This is a genomic window from Catenulispora sp. GP43, from assembly GCF_041260665.1.
Classification (GTDB): domain Bacteria; phylum Actinomycetota; class Actinomycetes; order Streptomycetales; family Catenulisporaceae; genus Catenulispora.
In genome coordinates, this window is record NZ_JBGCCT010000003.1 from 493909 (window position 1) to 512283 (window position 18375).

General features: G+C 70.7%; 13 protein-coding genes. 8 read left to right on the forward strand and 5 right to left on the reverse strand.

What is annotated here, in order from left to right:
- Positions 1-50: 50 nt before the first annotated feature.
- Positions 51-1961 (reverse strand): cell wall-binding repeat-containing protein, encoded by a 1911-nt coding sequence (locus ABH926_RS09575; RefSeq protein WP_370365043.1) that lies wholly within the window; start codon positions 1959-1961, stop codon positions 51-53.
- Between the two features lie 239 nt (positions 1962-2200).
- Here ABH926_RS09575 and ABH926_RS09580 point away from each other — a divergent pair, with 239 nt between their 5' ends.
- Genes ABH926_RS09580 through ABH926_RS09590 form a run of 3 tightly spaced genes read left to right on the forward strand, consistent with a single transcriptional unit; the run spans position 2201 to position 6659 of the window.
- The gene (locus ABH926_RS09580) at positions 2201-3280 is read left to right on the forward strand and encodes a glycosyltransferase family 2 protein (protein ID WP_370365044.1); all 1080 of its coding nucleotides are present in this window, start codon (positions 2201-2203) and stop codon (positions 3278-3280) included.
- Positions 3277-6141: a YfhO family protein gene (locus tag ABH926_RS09585; RefSeq protein ID WP_370365045.1), complete on the forward strand. Its 2865-nt coding sequence runs from the start codon at positions 3277-3279 to the stop codon at positions 6139-6141. Before ABH926_RS09580 ends, ABH926_RS09585 begins: the two co-directional genes overlap by 4 nt.
- Complete coding sequence (locus ABH926_RS09590; RefSeq protein WP_370365046.1) at positions 6138-6659, forward strand: GtrA family protein; 522 nt, start codon at positions 6138-6140, stop codon at positions 6657-6659. Before ABH926_RS09585 ends, ABH926_RS09590 begins: the two co-directional genes overlap by 4 nt.
- Here ABH926_RS09590 and ABH926_RS09595 read toward each other — a convergent pair.
- From ABH926_RS09595 to ABH926_RS09605, 3 genes are all read right to left on the reverse strand, one after another.
- Positions 6649-7245 carry a dihydrofolate reductase family protein gene (locus ABH926_RS09595; RefSeq protein WP_370365047.1) on the reverse strand — a complete coding sequence of 199 codons (597 nt, stop codon included), beginning with the start codon at positions 7243-7245 and terminating at the stop codon, positions 6649-6651. The two genes, ABH926_RS09590 and ABH926_RS09595, sit on opposite strands and share 11 nt — an antisense overlap.
- A 142-nt stretch (positions 7246-7387) precedes the next feature.
- A complete protein-coding gene (locus tag ABH926_RS09600; RefSeq protein WP_370365048.1) occupies positions 7388-9244 on the reverse strand; it encodes a glycoside hydrolase domain-containing protein in 1857 nt (618 codons plus the stop codon).
- A gap of 103 nt (positions 9245-9347) precedes the next feature.
- Positions 9348-11384: a cell wall-binding repeat-containing protein gene (locus tag ABH926_RS09605; protein ID WP_370365049.1), complete on the reverse strand. Its 2037-nt coding sequence runs from the start codon at positions 11382-11384 to the stop codon at positions 9348-9350.
- A gap of 209 nt (positions 11385-11593) precedes the next feature.
- On the opposite strand from ABH926_RS09605, the gene ABH926_RS09610 reads away from it, so the two are divergent.
- On the forward strand, positions 11594-13978 hold the full coding sequence (locus ABH926_RS09610) for an HAD-IC family P-type ATPase (protein WP_370365050.1): 2385 nt from the start codon (positions 11594-11596) through the stop codon (positions 13976-13978).
- A gap of 24 nt (positions 13979-14002) precedes the next feature.
- Here the strand turns inward: ABH926_RS09610 and ABH926_RS09615 are convergent, their stop codons facing one another.
- Positions 14003-14539 carry a hypothetical protein gene (locus ABH926_RS09615; RefSeq protein WP_370365051.1) on the reverse strand — a complete coding sequence of 179 codons (537 nt, stop codon included), beginning with the start codon at positions 14537-14539 and terminating at the stop codon, positions 14003-14005.
- A 166-nt stretch (positions 14540-14705) separates the two neighbouring features.
- Here ABH926_RS09615 and ABH926_RS09620 point away from each other — a divergent pair, with 166 nt between their 5' ends.
- The 4 genes from ABH926_RS09620 to ABH926_RS09635 are packed head-to-tail and all read left to right on the forward strand — an operon-like array spanning position 14706 to position 18373.
- Positions 14706-14987, forward strand: coding sequence for a hypothetical protein (locus tag ABH926_RS09620; protein ID WP_370365052.1), 282 nt, complete (start codon positions 14706-14708; stop codon positions 14985-14987).
- A 7-nt stretch (positions 14988-14994) separates the two neighbouring features.
- Positions 14995-16926, forward strand: a complete 1932-nt coding sequence (locus ABH926_RS09625) for an ABC transporter permease (RefSeq protein ID WP_370365053.1) — start codon at positions 14995-14997, stop codon at positions 16924-16926.
- Complete coding sequence (locus ABH926_RS09630; RefSeq protein WP_370365054.1) at positions 16923-17711, forward strand: ABC transporter ATP-binding protein; 789 nt, start codon at positions 16923-16925, stop codon at positions 17709-17711. The genes ABH926_RS09625 and ABH926_RS09630 overlap by 4 nt, the downstream gene beginning before the upstream one ends.
- Positions 17711-18373 carry an ABC transporter ATP-binding protein gene (locus tag ABH926_RS09635; protein ID WP_370365055.1) on the forward strand — a complete coding sequence of 221 codons (663 nt, stop codon included), beginning with the start codon at positions 17711-17713 and terminating at the stop codon, positions 18371-18373. Before ABH926_RS09630 ends, ABH926_RS09635 begins: the two co-directional genes overlap by 1 nt.
- Positions 18374-18375 lie beyond the last annotated feature (2 nt).

Genomic DNA, 18375 nt, shown 5'->3' on the forward strand with positions numbered 1-18375 from the left:
CGGGGCTTCCGGTTATTCGGTGACAGCTACGGGACCGAGACGGACACGGCTCAGGCGTGCGGGTTGAGCACGTAGTCGTACCCGGCCGGGCCGGAGATCCCGCCGCCGATGTTGGACTGCGTGACGCCGCCGTCCACGACCTTGGTCCCACCGAAGATGTAGGCGTTGGTCGTGGCCGGCGCCCAGCCGAAGATGTAGTTCTGCTCGGCCGCCGACGGTCCGACCCCCGGCTGCAGCAGCAGCAGCGGGCCGCGCTTTTCGCCCATGACGGCGCCGCCGGACAGGGCGTCCGGCCAGTCCGCGCCGGTGGCGAAGCCGATGCTCGTCGGGAAGGCCGCGCCGTTCGAGCCTGCGAAGAAGGTCTTCGCGACCAGGTACGAGGTCTGGTACCGGTCGTTGCCGACGAGGCCGGTGTGCTTGTAGCCGATGCCGGTGAGCGCGATGTCGGCCTGGCCGCCGACGCCGTAGACCGGGGTCGTGTAGTTCGCGCTGTTGTGCGCCTTCACCTGAGCCAGGTACGCCGCGGTGGAGGCCGGCATCTGCTTGTCGTTGGTCAGGACCACGACACCCTCGGGGGGCCCGGGGTAGCCGCTCGCCTCCGCGGCCGCACCCGCGGACAGCGCGTCCGGGGCCAGGTTGCCGGTGGCGACCAGGACCCGGTCCGGCTGGACCCAACCGTTCGACTGGGCGTTGTTGGTGACCTGCTCGGCGATGGCCACCGAGGTCGCGTAGCGGTCCGTGCCGGAGATCCGCTTGACGTCGTAGCCCAGGCCCTTCACCGCGTTGTACACGGCCGGGGACAGCGCCTGCTCGCCGCCGAGCACGTACACGGTCTTGATGCCGCCCGGCGCACCGAGCGCCCGGGTGATCTCGGCCTTCACCGCGGCGTCGAGGTGGTCGGTCGGGGTGAGCAGCAGCGGGCCGGCCTCGGCGGTGGCCAGGGTGCTGCCGCCGAGCGCGTCGGCGAACTGGTCGGACCGGCTGAGCACGACGGTGCTGGCGGTCCCGGCCTTCCACTGGGACTGCGAGGCGGCGATCGCGGTGCCGAGCCGGTCGGCCCCGGCCAGCCGGGTCTCGGTGTTCTTGACCAGCGGCTGGTAGTCCGGCAGGCCGACGGAGGCCGACTCCTGACGCTGCCCGCCGCCGTCGGCCGCGGACACGGACTCCACGTCGTTCGGGGCCCCGTTGGTGGCGGTGCGCGCCTCGAAGGCGATCCGGCTGCCGTCCGCGGAGAAGGCCGGGAAGAGGTGGTCCTCGGCGCCGGTGGTGAGCTGCTTCGGCGTGCCGGCCGCCGGGGAGGCCTCCTGGCCGTTCCACGCGACGGTCCAGATCTGCTCGCGGCCCGCGTTGTCCTTGCGCATGAACGCGACCGTCTTGCCGTCGGGGGAGATGGTCGGCGAGTCGCCGTTCGCGGCGGCCAGGATGGGGCCGGCGCTGCCGCGGCCGTAAGCGTCCTGGACGTAGATGTCGTCCTGGTTGGTGGCCGTGTTGTGGTGCTGGAAGGTCAGGCTGTCGCCGTTGGCGTCCGGCGCGCTGTCGCCGCCCTCCTGGAACTTCGAGCCCGGCGTGGCCAGCGGGTCGCTCTCGACGACCGGGTCGCCGGCCGGGGTGTAGTCCGGGATCGCGACGATCTTGGAGACCCCGTTCACGGTCTCGGAGAACACGATCTCGGTGCCGTGGTTCCAGAACGTCGGGTTCGAGCGCGCGACGCCGGCCTTGGCCGGGTCGACCACGATCTCCGCGCCGCCGGGCAGGTTGCGGGTGGCGATCGAACCGTCGGCGTTCGCGTGCACGTACCGGCTGCCGTCGGGGGCCCACGAGCCCTTGCCGACCGTCAGCGGCGAGTTCGCCGCGCCGGGGTACGTGGCGTGCGCCGCGGCGGAGAACCCGACCGCGGTCGCGACGGAGCTGGCGAGGACGGCCGAGGCCGCCAAGGACTTCTTGAGCTTCGAGCTGCGCATAGTGTTTCTCCCCAGAACACGTGGCTCTTCAGAGCCTTGTCACCTGGAACGACGCGGGGCCGGTCGAACAGTTGACCCCTGTTACCGACTCGTTACACAACTCTTGAGGAACCTGGGTCGTGTGTGGCGTTCTGCGGCAACCGTCCACTCCCGCGCACGCGTCCTCACCAGTAATGCCGTCCGCCCCGGCGTGCTCGGGTAGCCTGGCCCCGCAGTCCACGTCCATAACCGGAGATCCCATGCGTCTGTCCCTGGTCGTCCCGTGCTTCAACGAAGAAGCGGTTTTGGCGAGGTTCCACGAGGTGGTGCGGGCCGAGACCGCGGGGATAGCGGATGCGGTCGAGCTGGTCTTCGTCGACGATGGCTCCTCCGACAGCACCCTGGAACTGCTCAAGAAGTTCTCGGTGGAGGACCCGGAGGCCAAGTACGTCTCCTTCAGCCGCAACTTCGGCAAGGAGTCGGCGATCCTGGCCGGCCTGAAGCGGGCCAGCGGCGACGCGGTGATCATCATCGATGCCGACCTGCAGCACCCGCCAGAGTTGCTGCGGCGCATGGTCGACCTGCACAAGCAGGGCTTCGACCAGGTCATCGCGCAGCGCAACCGCGAGGGCGACAAGAAGATGAAGAGCCTGGTCGCGCGGACCTACTACAAGCTGATCAACAAGATGGTCGACGTCGAGCTGGTGGACGGGGTCGGCGACTTCCGGCTGCTGTCCCGGCGCGCGGTCGACGCGCTGCTGGAGATGCCGGAGTACAACCGCTTCTCCAAGGGCCTGTTCGCCTGGATCGGCTTCGACACGGTCACCTTCAACTACCGCAACGCGGTGCGCGAGGCCGGCGAGACCAAGTGGTCGTTCCGGCGGCTGCTGAACTACGGCGTGGACTCGCTGCTGTCGTTCAACAACAAGCCGCTGCGGATGGCCATCTACCTCGGCTTCCTGTTCTTCAGCATCTCCTTCGTCTACATGGTGTGGCTCATCGTGCGGACGATGATCAGCGGCAACACCACCCCCGGCTACGTCACCACGATCGCGGCCATCGTCGGCATCGGCGGTCTGCAGATGTTCACGATCGGCGTGATCGGCGAGTATGTCGGGCGCATCTATTACGAGGTCAAGCGGCGGCCGCACTACCTGGTCAAGGAGACCGAGTCCGGCCCGCTGCGGCACCAGGACGACTTCCAGGCCATCTCCGGCGACCACCGCTCGGCGGACCGGCCCGCCGCGCCCGCCGCGCCTTCCGGGGGCTCGGCGCCGGAGGAGAGCAGTGACCCGGTCAACGGCGTCCCCGGGGCGCGAGAGCTGAACGGAATCCAGTGAGCAGAACCGTCTCGGGGACCCTGCGCCGCAATCTCTACCTGGTCCTCGCCTTCGTCGTCCCGACGGTGGTCTACGCGGCGATATTGGCCGACCGGCAGATCTACCCGTTCGACCCGCACGGCCCGTACACGCCGTTCATGATCGACCTGAACAACCAGTACGCCCAGTTCTACTCGTACTTCGACCAGGCGCTCAAAGGCCACGGGTCGCTGCTGTTCACCTGGCGCGCCGACGGCGGTATGAACTTCTGGCCGATCGTCGCCTACTACCTCACCAGCCCCTTCGGTCTGCTGACGCTGTTCGGCTCGGACCACCAGCTGCCGGTGCTGATCGCCTTCGCCACGGTGTTGAAGCTCGGGGCGGCCGGGCTCGGGATGGCGCTGTTCCTGCGTAAGTTCCGGGGCGAGCCGGGCCCGGGCCGGAGCTCGGCCGTCGACAAGGCCGTGATCGTGGTGCTGTCGGCGTCCTACGCGCTCGGCGCGTGGTCGCTGCTCTACGCCTTCAACATCATGTGGCTGGACGCGCTCTATCTGCTGCCGTGGGCGCTGCTCGGGGTGGAGCGGCTGCTGACCAAGGGCCGGATCGCCTCCCTGGCGCTGGCCATCGGGCTGAACCTGGTCATCGACTTCTACACCGGCGCGATGATCTGCGTCTTCGTGTGCCTGTACGCGCTGGCGCGGTACGCGGGCGTGCGGGAACGCTTCGAGCGCGCCGAATTCCTGCGCACGGCCGGCAAGTTCGCGGCCGCAGGTGCGATCGGCGGCCTCATCTCCGCCGCGTTCATCCTGCCCACCTACCTCGGCGGGCTGACCCAGAAGACCAAGCTCCACGCCGACGCCTCCGTCGACCCGCAGAAGCAGCCGGTGCTGTCGCTGCTCGTGCGCTTTTTCGGCGGTACCAGCGATGCCGGCCAGCACACCCCGGACATCGGGGCCGCGACGTTGATCCTGGTGCTGGTGCCGCTGTTCTTCGCGGTGAAGAGCATCAAGCGCGCCGAGCGGATCGCTTTCGGCGCGGTCCTGGCGTTCCTGCTGCTGGCCCTGAAGATCAAGCCGTTGTACCTGGTGATGCACGGCGGCCAGATGCCGAACGCCTTCCCGTACCGCTTCGCGTTCCTCATCATCGCGCTGTTGACCTTCCTGGCGTTCCGGGCCTGGGTCGGCATCGACTCGGTGAAGCAGATCAAGTGGCTCGGGGTCAGCGCCGCGGTCTGGTTCGTGATCCTGTACTGGGGGCGCCAGAGCTACCCCCGGATCGTCAGCCCGCAGGTGGTGAAGTTCGACGCCGTGATCCTGGTCGCCGGCACCGCGCTCCTGGCCTTCGCGCTCTATCTGCGGGTACGGCCGGCCGGCGAGCCGCTGCCCAAGCGGCTGGCCTGGATGCCGAAGCCGTTGGCCACCCGCAAGGTCGGCGCGGTGCTCGCCGTCGCGGTGCTGGCCGTGGACGTCTCGGGCTCGGCCGGACTGGTCGGCCAGAACTCGATCGGCAACCTGCCCCACGGCGACGGCTCGGTGAAGACGTTCAACTGGAACAGCTCGCCGACCGCGTCCTACGGCACGGCGCTGTCCTCCCTGCAGCCGAGCAACGACGAGTTCTACCGGGCCGAGGGCTACGACCAGAACCTGCGCACCACCAACGACAGCCTGCGCTACGGCAACTTCGGCTTCACGCACTTCTCCTCGCTGTCCTCCGGCAAGCTGCACACCACGATGCAGAACCTCGGCTTCGCGCACCACGATGCCGACGTCTGGTCCGCGCACACCGGCGCCACGCTGTTCACCGACGCGCTGCTGGGCTACCAGTACCTGGTCGGCACCACGCGCGAGTCCGCCGACGGCACGATCGACCGGCTCGGCACGACGCTGCAGAAGACGTACGACAACGGCGCGTCGAATGTCACGACGGTCTACAAGATCGACGACACGCTCCCGGTCGGCTTCCGGCTCACCGGCTCCGACCTCGCGGACTTCACCGCGCCGGTGCCGCAGAGCTCCCCGTTCGCCGCGCAGGAGCAGGCGTTCGGCCTGCCGGGCGCGTTTCAGTCGATGTGCGGGGCGCCGATCGTCACCGCCAGCGACGGGGTGACGGTCACGCAGAACAGCGACGGCACCGCGTCCATCAAGATTCCGGCCACGGCGCCGACCGGTGCCGAGTACTACAGCGACAAGATCGTGTGGCAGTGCCAGTCTTCGGGGCCGCGCCAGGTGTACCTGTACGCGCCGACCGCGATGCCCACCGGCCTGTCGTATGTCCGGGTGGACGGCCAGAACCGGCCCGCACCGAAGGCCGGCGCTGTGTCGGCGGACAAGGCGAACATCCCTTACCCGGCGGGCTTCGCCAACGGTGTGCAGGACCTCGGAAGCGTCCAGTCCGGCTCGTTCACGGTGACGATGTCCAGCGACGAGCTGACGCTGAAGAACACCTACACGGTGCCCGCGAACCCGGTCCGCGGCCTGGACCCGACCGCTGTCGATGCCAAGCTGTCCCAGCTGCGCACCGGCGGCGTGACCGACGTCCACTGGAACGACACCGGCCTGTCGGCCACCACGACCGGCGACAGCGCGGCGACCGTCTTCCTGTCGGTCCCGACGATCCCCGGCTGGTCGGTCACGGTCGACGGCAAGTCGGTGAAGACCACCGAGCTGCTCGGTTCCTTCACCGGCGTCCCGGTCCCGGCCGGCACCCACCGCATCGCGATGTCCTTCACCCCGCCGGGGCTCTACGCGGGCATCGGCGGCAGCACCGTCGGCCTGCTGGCCCTCGGCGGCGTCTGGTGGTTCCAGCGGCGCCGCGCGGCCGCGGGTTCGGCTCCGGCGGCCGCTGCCGGCGAGGAGCAGGTGTCCGAGGACGTGATGTCGTGACTGCCCTCATCAGGAACCTGGCGAGGAACACCTTCGTCCGCTACGCCTTCAGCGGCGGCTCGGCGCTGGTGACCGAGGAGGTCGTGCTGTTCCTGACGCACGGCCTGATGAAGTTCCCGCTGTGGCTGGCCACGGGTCTGGCCTACCTCATCGCCTTCGGCGTCAACTTCTCCATCAACCGGATGCTGACGTTCGCCGACCACGGCGCGCGCGAGGGCGCGGTGCACAAGCAGACGGTGCGCTTCGCGCTGCTGGTCTCCGTGAACCTGGGTGTCACGCAGGTGCTGATGTACTCGCTGACCGGCGCCGGCGTGAACTACCTGATCGCCAAGCCGCTGTCGACCGTGGTCATCACGCTCTACAACTTCTGGCTGTACAAGCACTGGGTGTTCAAGCCGGAGACGGTCGCGCAGGCCGAGCCCGGTGCGCAGGTCGGGTCCGGTGCGCAGGGCGAGCCCGGCGCGGTGGCCGAGGCCCAGCCCGCGCCGGAGGCACCGGCTTCCGAGGTCAGTGCTTGATGACCCGATAACCCAGGTGCACGACGCCGTTCCCAGGGCGCGTCCAGAGCTGTTCCAGCTCGTAGGGCGCGCCCTTCAGGTTGTCGAAGAAGCGCGTCCCCGCGCCGAGCATCGCGGCCACCAGGTCGACGGTGAGCTCGTCCAGCAGCCCCTCGTCCAGCGCCTGCTGGGTCGGATCGGCGCTGCCGATGACCACGTCCTTGCCCCCGCCGACCTCGCGCCCCTTGGTGATCGCGGCAGCCACGCCGCCCTCGGTGACGAAGTGCACCGCGGCGCCCTCGCGCGGCCAGCCCTCCGGGACGCTGTGGGTCAGCACCACGACCGGCACGCCGAGCGGGTGCCGGCCGTTCCAGCCCTCGGCGGCGTCGAAGGAGCGGCGGCCGTAGACGATGGCGCCGATCGAGGTCTTGGCGTCCTCCAGGCCCTCGGCCTCCTCGGCGCTGGTCTTGAACTCCCAGTCGTAGTCCCCGTCGGTCTCGGTGACCACCTCCCCGCGGCTGTACCAGCGGAAGAGGGTGTCGATGCCGTCGGTCGGATGGCTGACGAAACCGTCGAGGGACATGGACATGTTGGCGGTGACCTTCATCGGGCGCGCTCCTGTCTGGGTGTTTCGGCTGCTCAGGACTGTCGTGCACCCAAACGTCGAACGGGCCGCGTCGTTTTCGACACGGCCCGCTCGATTTCTCCGAAGAGCGTTCCGGTTCTTGAAGAGCGCTCTGTGAACGCGGTCAGTTGATGGTCACCAGGTCCCACTGCCCCGGGTAGCTGAAGCTGTTGCCCAGCGCCGTGGCGGCCGCCGGCGAGATCGCCGCCGTGCCGCCGACCAGGGTGGCGGTGGTGATCGGGTTGCTCTTCGCGCCGAGGTAGTAGCCGGTCGGGCCGGGGAGCACCTTCGGATCGGTCAGCAGCAGCGGGACGGCGCGGTGCGCGGCCATCGCGCCGCCGGACAGCGCGTCCGGCCAGTTCATGCCGGAGGCCACGACCACCGAGGTCGGCAGGTAGGAGAACCGGGCGGCGACAGCCGCCGCGGTGCCGTAGCGGTCCGCGCCGAACAGCGGGGTGAAGGTCGTCCAGTCGTGCCAGGAGGGGAACGAGGCGTGCACCGCGGCCACCGCCTTGCCGCCGATCCCGTACATCCTCGTCACGTTCGGGTCCAGGCCGGACAGGTAGGCCTTGGTCGCCGGCGGCAGGACCCCGGCGTTGCTGAGCACGACCACCGCTCCGGCGCTGGGCGGCGTCGCGCTCTGCGCGGAGATGCCGAGTGCTCCGGCCGCCGCTCCGGCCGCCAGCGCGTCGGGGAAGTCGGTCCCGGTGGCCACCAGCACGCTGGAGGGCGGCCCGTTCGGCGAGATGGTGTGCGCGATGCTCACCGCGGTGGCGAAGCGGTCCGGCCCGGCGACGCGGCGCGGGACGAATCCGTTGGCGGCGATGGCGTTCTCCACAGCTGGGGACAACGCCTGCGTCCCGCCGAGCAGGTACACGGTCGACCCCGGTGTCAGGATCCTGTGGAGCTCCTTCATCGTGCTCGGGTTCATCGCCTTGGACCCGGTCAGCAGCAGCGGTCCGTCGGCCTGCGCGGCCAGCGCCGAACCGCCGAGCGCGTCGGCGAAGGTGTCGTCGCGGCTGAGCACCGCGGCCTTGGCCTGGTCGCGTCCGGCGTTGGCGCAGCCGTGGCAGTCGAAGGTGCGGATGCTGGCCAGGACGGCGGTGATGTCGCGGTCGAACCCGGCCAGCCGCTCGACCGTGCCCCGGCTGGCCTGGCCGACGTCGAACCAGTCGGTGTCGATGTTGATGGTGACCCCGCCGTAGGTCTCGTCGTGGCCGCCCTGCGTCTGGTGCACGCGCTGGTGGTTCGCCCACTGCGAGGGCTTCACGTTGGGGTCGTCGGTGGTGTTCTGGTTGTCCCAGGCCGCGATGTCGATGACGTCGGGGGAGCTGGCGCCGTACGCGGCGGACTGGTCCTTGATCCCGGTGCTGGAGCTGGAGTACCAGCCGGCGCGGAAGCCGTTGCGGTGCAGTTCCTGGGTCCAGCCCTGCGAGTAGGCGATGACCAGCTGGGTGTAGCTGGAGTCGTAGTTCTCCATGTCGTCGTAGACGACCGAGGCCGGCGGGAAGTTCAGGGCGCGGGCCTGGTTCGCGGCGTCGTCGGCCTCGGAGGAGCCCAGCTGGAAGGCGGTGGCGGTGGTGAGCGTCGTGAAGTCGCTCTGGTAGTTGCCGCTGCCGTCCTTGTACTGCGCCTGGCTGCCCACGTACAGCGGCAGGAAGCGCCAGCCCATCGCGGCCTGCCGGCCCACCCATTCCTTGGTGAGGTTCGCGGTGTTCTGCGCCTTGCAGCCCGGCGCGTATCGCAGGCCCCCGATGTAGATGCCGACGGCCCGGTACGGCGACTGGAGCCAGGCGTCCATGGAGGCGTTGTCCGGGGCCCAGCAGGGATCGAAGCCGGCGCCGGAGTACACCGTGCTGGGGACCGCCTGCGGCACCGGCGGGCTCGCGGTCGCGGTGAGTAGCCAGGTGGCCAGCCCGGCCATGGCCAGGGCGGCCGCACAGACCGCCGCCGTGACCCGCTTGGGCCACCGATGAAACAACGCCGACACCTAACCCACACCCCACCCTTTGTTTCTGCGAAGCAGGCGGCGCGGGCTCCCCTTGAGCCCGCGCCGCCTGCCCGAATCCTGCGGTCGGTGGGCCTCAGCCCACCGGGTTGGACGAGTAGGCGACGCCGCCGGTCCCGGCGATCAGGCTGCCCACAACCTTGTCGACGCTTCCGGGGACCGCGGCGTTTCCACCGAAGATCTCGGCGCGGTTGAACTGGCCGGCGTCCTGGTTCAGCCACTGGGCCGCGCCGGCCGGCACCCCGGCCTTCGGGTCCACCAGCAGCAGCGGGCCGTCCTCGGTGCCCATCTCGGCGCCGCCGGACAGCGCGTCGGCCCAGTTCATCCCGGTGGCCAGGCCCGCGGAGTTCGCCGAGCCGAAGAAGTACCGGGCGACGAAGGCCGAAGTCTGGTACCGGTCCGTGCCCCACAGGCCAAGGAACGAGCCGCCCTGCGAACCCGCGGGGATCCAGTGCGACCCCAGCGCGGCCGAGGCCTGCCCGCCGATGCTGTCCAGCTCGATGAAGTTCGCCGGCCGCGAGTGATCCGTGTTCAGGTTGGTCCTGCCGAGCAGCGGGGCCAGGTACTGGATCGTCGGCTTCGGCATCACGGTGTTGTCGGTCAGCAGCACGACCGCGTTCTTGCCCTGGTGCGCGTCGATCGCGCCGGCCGCGGCGCCGGCCGACAGCGCGTCGGGGAAGTTCTCGCCGGTGGCCACCAGGATGTAGTCCGGGGCGACGCCGGGGCCGGTGACGGTGTTCGCGATGGCCACCGCGGTCTCGAACCGGTCGCCGCCGGAGACCCGCTGCACCTTGTAGTGCAGTGCGGTCAGCGCGTTCTGCACGTTCGGGGACAGCGCCTGGATTCCGCCGAGCACGTAGACGGTCTTCACACCGTCGCCGGGGCCCAGCACCCGCTGGATCTCGGCCTTCACCGCCGGGTCCAGCCCAGCGGTCTGGGTCAGCAGCAGCGGGCCGCCGACCTTCGCGGCCAGCGCCGAGCCGCCGAGGGCGTCGGCGAACTGGTCGGAGCGGGTGAGCACGACCGCCTTGGCCGCGGCACCCGGGGAGTTCGCGACGCCCGCGGAGGACCAGTGCGACTGGGAGACCTTGATGGCGGTGCCCAGACGGTCGGTGCCGGCGATGCGGGTCACGCTGTCCTGGACGTCGGGCCGGAACGCCGGCTGGCCGGTGATCTTGGTGCCCGGGACGACCTCGGTGTACGCGGCGCTCTTCACGGCCGTGGCCGGGACCGACAGGGTGTCGACGTCCTTGCCGGTGCCGTCGAGCTGCTCGAAGACCAGACCGTTGCCGCTCGGCGTCCACGCCGGGTTGTCGAAGCCGCCGCCGCCTGCCGTGACCTGGGTCAGGGTGCCGGCCGGGTTGCTCAGGGCGACCGTGTAGACGTTGGTGCCGGCCGGGCTCGCGGTGTTGGCGACGAACGCGACATGCGTGCCGTCGGCCGAGATCGAGGGGCTCCAGCCGGTCGCGATCGCCACCGGCGCCGCGCCGGTCGCCCGGTTCCACAGGTAGATCTGGGGCGCCTTGCCGGACGTGTTCACCTGGTACACCAGCAGCGAGCCCACCGAGTCGGGGTGGTAAAGGTCGCTGCCCGCCACATTCTGCAGGGTCTGGACGGTCGGCGCTCCGCCGCCGCCCGCCACGCCGCTGCCGTAGGCGCCCTGGATGCCGCTGCCGTAGGCCCAGTTCAGGACGGAGTTCTTGCCGGGGACTGTCTCCGACCAGACCACCTTGGATCCGCCGTCGATCCACGCCGGGTGCGAGCGGACGATGCCGGCGCCCGGCGCGGGGGCGATGACCTCGGACGCGCCGCCCGGAACCCCGGCCACGACCGCGTTGGTCGCCGGGTCGATCCACGCGGCCCGGGCGCCGGTCGGCGCCCACGCGAGATTCTGCGCCTTCGGGGCGAACCCGAGTGCGTACTTGGTGCCGGCGACGGTGCTGGTCGCTGAGGGCGCCGTGGTGCTGCCCCCGGAGACCGTCAGGTTCGCGGTGCCGTTCGGGCTCGCCGTGGTGGCGTTCGCCACCGGGGCGATGAGCCCGGCCGCGGCGGCCACCGAGGTGGCCAGCGTTGCGGTCAGCGCCAGCGGCCGGCGCAAAACAGAGTCAGACATGAAGTGGCTCCTTGGCCTGTCGTCAGCGCGGCGCCGCACCCGATGCGGGTGCTCCCCGAAACGCGCGGGCATGCCGCAGCGACGAGGTTAGGCCAAGTGAGCGAATGCGGTCCCTGATCCGGACGCGGTGCGTAGGGGAATTCATCTTTACGCCCCGGACAGATTCTCCGATTTGCGGCCAACAACCAGTTCGGGTTGTGATGGGACGCATGACGCATCCTGGGACAGCCGTGACGGAGCCGCTCTCCGGGCTCAGCCAGGCCCAGGTCGCGCAGCGTGAGGCGGCCGGCGAGGTCAACGACATCCCCTCGAAGACCTCGCGCCCGCTGTCCGAGATCGTGCGATCGAACGTGTTCACGCCGTTCAACGCGATCATCGGCACGCTGTTCGTCATCGAGCTGGCGGTCGGCCCCATCCAGGACGCGCTGTTCGGCTTCGTCATCGTCGCCAACTCCGCGATCGGGATCTTCCAGGAGTGGCGGGCCAAGCAGACCCTGGACTCCCTCGCCGTGGTCGGCGAGTCCCGGCCCCGGGTCCTGCGCGACGGCGCCGAGCAGGAGATCGCGGCCTCGCGGATCGTGCTGGGCGATGTGATCGTGCTCGGTCCGGGCGATCGCGTCGTGGTGGACGGCGAGGTGGTGCGCGCCGACGCCCTGGAGGTCGACGAGTCGCTGCTGACAGGTGAGTCCGACTCGGTGCTCAAGCACACCGGCGACGCGGTGATGTCCGGCTCGTTCGTGGTCGCCGGCTCCGGGGCGTTCCGGGCCACGAAGGTCGGGCACCAGGCCTACGCGGCCAAGCTGGCCGAGGAGGCCCAGAAATTCACGCTGGTCAACTCCGAGCTGCGCACCGGCATCAACAACATCCTGAAGTGGATGACCATGTTGATGGTCCCGGCCGGGATCCTTCAGGTGGTGACGCAGCTGAACCGCTCCGGCGGCGTCCGCGAGGGCATCAGCCGCACCATCGCCGGGCTGGTGCCGATGGTCCCCGAGGGTTTGGTGCTGCTGACCTCGGTGGCGTTCGCGGTCGGGGTGATCCGGCTGGGCCAGAAGAACTGCCTGGTGCAGGAACTGCCCGCGATCGAGGGCTTGGCGCGGGTGGACACCGTGTGCCTGGACAAGACCGGCACGCTGACCGAGGGCGGGATGGCCTTCGACGGGGTCCAGGAGCTGCCCGGCGCGGCCGGCGGGTCCGGCACGGATGTCCCGACGGTGCTCGCGGCGCTCGGCGCGGCCGAGGAACGGCCCAACGCCACGATGCAGGCGGTGATGGAGAAGTTCCCGCCGAACGCGGACGGTTGGATCCCGGCCCAGGTCGCGCCGTTCTCCTCGGCCCGCAAGTGGTCCGGGGTCACCTTCGCCGACGGCAAGGGCACCTGGCTGCTCGGCGCGCCGGACGTCCTGGGCCGCGGCACCCCGGCCGCCGACCAGGCCGAGGAGCTGGGCTCCTCGGGGCTGCGGGTCCTGATGCTGGCCCGCGCCGAGGGCCCGGTGGACGAGGTGACCGCCGGTTCGAGCACCCCGGTCGCGCTCATCACGCTGCGCCAGCGCGTTCGCTCCGACGCCCGCGACACGCTGGACTATTTCGAGAAGCAGAGCGTCACGCTGAAGGTGATCTCCGGCGACAACGCGGTGTCGGTCGGCGCGGTCGCGGCGTCGCTGAAGCTGCCCGGGGCCGCCGACCCGAAGGACGCGCGCACGCTGCCCGAGGGCGACCCGGAGGCGTTCGCCGAGGACGTCGCGGGCCACTCGGTCTTCGGCCGGGTCACCCCGCAGCAGAAGCGCGAGATGGTCACGGCGCTGCAGTCCCGCGGCCACACCGTGGCCATGACCGGCGACGGCGTCAACGACGTGCTGGCCCTGAAGGACGCCGACATCGGCGTCGCGATGGGCTCCGGCGCCGGCGCCACGAAGGCGGTCGCGCAGATCGTGCTGCTGGATGACCGCTTCGCCACCCTGCCCGAGGTGGTCGCCGAGGGACGCCGGGTGATCGGCAACATCGAGCGGGTGGCGAACCTGTTCCTGGTGAAGTCGGTCTACTCCTTCGTGCTGGTGGTCCTGGTCGGGATCTTCCAGCTCGAGTATCCGTTCCTGCCCCGGCACACCACCCTGATCGCCGCGCTGACCATCGGGATCCCGGCCTTCTTCCTGGCGCTGGCCCCGAACTACGAGCGGGCCAGACCCGGCTTCGTGCGGCGGGTGCTGCGCTTCGCCATCCCGGCCGGGCTGGTCGCCGGGATCGAGGTGTTCGTCGCCTACTGGGTGGCGCGCGGCGAGGAGAACACGCTGGGGGAAGCGCAGACCACCGCGATGGTGTCGCTGTTCGCGTGCAGCCTGTACATCGTGCAGTTGGTGGCGAGGCCGATCGTGTGGTGGAAGGTCGTGCTCATCGCGTCGATGGCCGGCCTGTTCGTGCTCTGCGTCGCCCTGCCGGCCGGACGGCACTTCTTCGACCTGCACTTCGGCCCGTGGTACCAGTGGACCACCGGCCTGGTGATCGCCGCGGCGGCGTGCGTCGTGCTGGAACTGCTGTGGCGCTACCTCAGCGCGCACCGGACGGTGGCGGCGGCGGAGCCGGCCGAGGCCGGTTAGCCGCCGCCGGCCGATCGGCGGCGCTCAGCTGCATCCGGCGGTCTTCAGGACGGTCGGGTTGACGCCCGGGGTGATCCCGGCGAGCTTGCACAAGGTGGCGTCGGAGACCTGCCAGTTGCCCGAGGACGCGTCGTAGACCGCGTCCCCGCTGGCGTGCGGCAGCGCCGGCTGGCCGTTCAGCAGGATCGCGAAGTCGACGTTGGCGTGCGTGGGGCTGTCGAAGGTCACGGTGTTGACCTGGATCGAGGACTTCTCCCCGTTGGCCGCCGCGGCCAGCGCGGTGAGCAGGCCCTGCACCTGGGCGGCGTTCTGCACCATCGCGGCTTTGGTGGCGGTGCTGATGCTGTTGTCGAAGAACTTGTTGTACGCGTCCTTCACCTGCTGGGTCGCGCCCGCCACGTCGGAGGGCTGGCCGCCGGACGGTGCGCTGCTGGAGCTGGAGCTGCTGGAACCGCCCGCCATAGAGCTCGAACTGCTCGAACCGCCGGCGGTGGTGGTGCTACCGCTCGCCGAGGGCGAGGACTTGCTGGAGGAACAACCGGCGGCGAGGAGTGCCGCCACGGCGAGGGTGGCGCCGGTTCGGACAAGCGATGTGCGTCGAGATGTCACGGAGGATCACGCTCCTGAAGAGTATTCCCGGCCTCTTCCACCTGACATACCATCATCTCCAGTAAGGGTCCACAGACACACCCGCCTCACGGATGTTGCCGGAAGGTATTCGGAGCCTATGTCGCGCCTCGACGAACTGGACCGGCGGACCCGTGTGGCGCTCGGCGGTGCCGTCGGTTTCGTCGGGGTGCTCCTGCTGGTGGTGGGCTGGTATCTGATCTCGGGCGAGGCGATCGCGGCCAAGCAGCTGCCGTATCTGGCGTCCGCCTCGATACCCGGCGCGGTGTTGGTGGTGTGCGGGTTCGTCCTCGCGATATCCGGGAGCACCGACCCTGATACAGCTCGGCGCATCGCGGAGTTGCACGCGTTGCTCACCGAGGACTCCGAGGCTGAGGAGTAGGCGCGCGATGTTCTACGCCGGTCTCGCGCTGAACGGGCTGGCGATCGGGTGCGTGGCGGCGCTGGCCGCGGTGGGGCTCCTGGCCACCTACCGGGTGACCGGCGTCTTCAACATCGCCTTCGGCTCCACCGCGGTGTTCTGTGCCTACGTCATGTGGCAGTGCGTGCGGGTGTGGCGGATGCCCGTCGGCGTGGCCGCCTTGCTGGTGCTGGGGATCGTCGCCCCGGGCGTCGGGCTGCTGCTGGAGCGGTTGGTTTATCGGCCGTTGCGGCGCAGCGGGGCGTCCGGGTTGTTGGTGGCGACGCTCGGTGTGCTGGTGCTCCAGCTCGGGGTGGTCTTCCTGCTGTGGGGCGGGCGTTCCTACGTGGACGCGCCTTCGTTGCTGCCGGCCGGCTCGGTGCGGTTGACGGGATCGCTGGCCCTGTCCTACGCGACCATCGTCGAGCTCTGCGTCGTCGCCCTGATCGCCATAGTGCTGACCTTCCTCCTGCGTGCCACGCGGGTCGGCCTGATGGTGCGGGCCGTGGTCGACGACCGGGACCTGGCCGCCGCCCTGGTGCCCGCCGACCGGCTCGCCGCCGGAGGATGGGCGTTCGGGTCGTTCCTGGCCGGCGTCGCCGGGGTGCTGTGGGCTCCGATCTACCACCTGGATCCGTACAGCCTGACGCTGACCGTGCTGGAGACGATGGGTGTCGCGGTCCTGGCGCGGCTGACGTCCTTGCCGGTGGCGGTGCTCGCGGCGTTGGCGATCGGGATCGCGCAGACCGAGCTGACGGCGGTGCATCCGGCGGCGCGGTGGCAGGGATTGGTCGACGCGTTCCACACGAACCTGTTCGTGCTGGTGCTCTTCGCGGCGCTGATGGTGGTGCCCCGCTTGGGGATCCGGGACCCGGGGGAGATCGGAACCGGACTCCACCGCGTAGGCGCGCGACGGACTTCGAACCCTGATCTTGTCAGCCGGCTGCCGATGGGCGCGCTGTCGTTGGTGTTGGCGCTGCCGCTGTTCTTCGATCCGGCGGATCTGCGGGCCTCGTTGGCGGTACCGGCGCTGGCCGTGGTGTTCGTGTCGTTGGTGGTCGCCACCGGATACGCCGGCCAGATCTCATTGGGGCAGGCCGGCTACGCGGGGCTCGGGGCGCTGTTCATGGCGAAGCTGGCCGGGGCGGGGGTGCCGTGGCTGGTGGCATTGTTCCTCGGGCCGCTGTTGGTGGTGCCACTGGGGTGGCTCACGGGCGCTGTGTTTGTCAATAAAGGCATAGCTATCCACCGGCGCGGGCTCTACCTCGCTCTGACGACCTTCGCGACAGCAGCGGTGGTCGCCCGCTTCGTCTTCGCGCAGCCTGTGTTCGTCGGCGGCTTGGTGGTCTCGCGACCGCCGGACTTCACGGATGACCATTGGTTTTACGCTCTCGAACTCGCCTGCCTGCTGCTCGCGCTGCTGCTGGTCCGCTCCCTGCACAGCGGCCCGATGGGGCGCGCGCTGGTGGCGCTGCGCGATTCGGAGGCGGCGGCGGTCTCGGCGGGGATCGATGTGCGGCGGATGAAGGTGTTCGTGTTCGCCTGCGCGGCGGGGCTGGCCGGCCTCGGCGGCGCCCTGACGACGTCCGCCGCGCAGGCGTTCAACCCCACGGACTTCGACCCCGTGCAGGGTCTGGTGTGGTTCGCGGCGGTCGCGGTGTGGGGCGTGGACTCGGCGCTGGGCGCCGTCGTCGGGGCCGCGGCGCTGGTGGCGGTGGACGTCGGGACGGTGGTGGGGGTATCGGGGCTGCTGATCGGCGCCGGCGCGGTGGTGCTCGGGCGGTCCCCGGGCGGGATCGGCGCGGCGGTGCGGCGGGGCGGGGACTGGCTGGCGCGGCCGGCGCGGCGTCCGACCACCCGGCGGCTCAGCCCCGCCGGCCGCGCGCTGGCGGCGCGGGCGCGGGAGCGGCGGGCCTCATGAGCGGCGGGCAACGGTTCACGGCGTTGCAGATCAGAGGGCTGCGACGCAGCTTCGGCGGCGTGACCGCGGTCGACGACGCGGACCTGGACGTCCCGGCCGGCGCGGTCACCGCGCTGATCGGGCCGAACGGGGCCGGGAAGACGACGCTGTTCCACTGCGTCACCGGGCTGGACACCGCGGACGCCGGGAGCGTGCGGCTGGTCGGCGCGTCCGAGGCCTCGTCGCTGCTTCTCAGTGGTCTGCCACCGCATGCCCGGGCCCGGGCCGGCGTCGCCTGGACCTTCCAGCGCATCGAGCTCTTCGCCGGCCTCACCGTCGCGGAGAACGTCAGCGTCGGCGCGGAGAACCGGCGCGGCCGTCCGTTGCTGGCCGGTCTGCTGGGCCTGCCCGATCCCCGCCGCGCCGCCGTGCGGGCCACCACCGCCGCCGTCCTGGACCGGCTCGGGCTCACGGCCCTCGCCGACGTCTCCGCGGGCTCGCTGCCCATCGGCACCATGCGCCTGGTCGAACTCGGGCGCGCGCTGGCCGCTGAACCGGCCGCGCTGCTGCTCGACGAGCCGGCCTCCGGGCTCGACGACCGCCAGATCGCGCGGCTGGCCGAGGTGCTGCGGGCGCTGGCCGCCGACGGCCTGGCGATCCTGCTCGTGGAGCACGACATCCGCTTCGTCACGGCCGTCGCCGACCGCGCCTACCTCATGGTGGCCGGCCGGGTGCTGTTGTCCGGCAGTCCGGACGAGGTGTTCGCCTCCGAACTGGCCCGCGAGATCTACGTGGGCGATTCCTGATGCTCACGCTCGACGCGGTCCGCGTCCGCTACGGTCCCCTGGAGGCGTTGCACGGGGTCAGCCTCAGCGTCGGGCAGGGTGAGGTGACCGCCGTCCTGGGCCGCAACGGAGCCGGCAAGTCCACCCTTCTGCGTGCGGTGGCCGGCTACCTGCGCACGTCCTCCGGCCGCATCCAGTGGCAGGGCGCTGATATCACGCGCGCCCCGATACGCCGCCGCGCCGCCGCGGGCGTGATGCTGATCCCCGACGAGGGCGGCGTGTTCCGCACCCTGACCGTCCGCGAGAACCTGGACCTGTTCGCCGCCGGCCGCGACCTCGCCCCGGCCCTCGACGCGTTCCCGGATCTCAGTACCCTGTCACACCGCCGCGCGGCCCAGCTGTCCGGCGGCGAGCAGCAGATGCTCGCCCTGTCCCGCGCCCTGCTGGCCCCCTGGCGCCTGCTGCTGGTCGACGAGCTCTCGCACGGCCTGGCCCCGGTCCTGGCCGCCCGCCTGTACGAGGTCCTGGCCGCCCTCGCCGCGGCGCACCCCGACCGCGCCGTGGTCCTGGCCGAACCCGAACCCCGCGAAGCACTGGCGCTGGCCGCCCGCATCCACGTCCTGCGCCGCGGAGAACTCGCCGCCACGGGTTCCCCCACCGACTTCGATCCCGCTACGTTGTGACC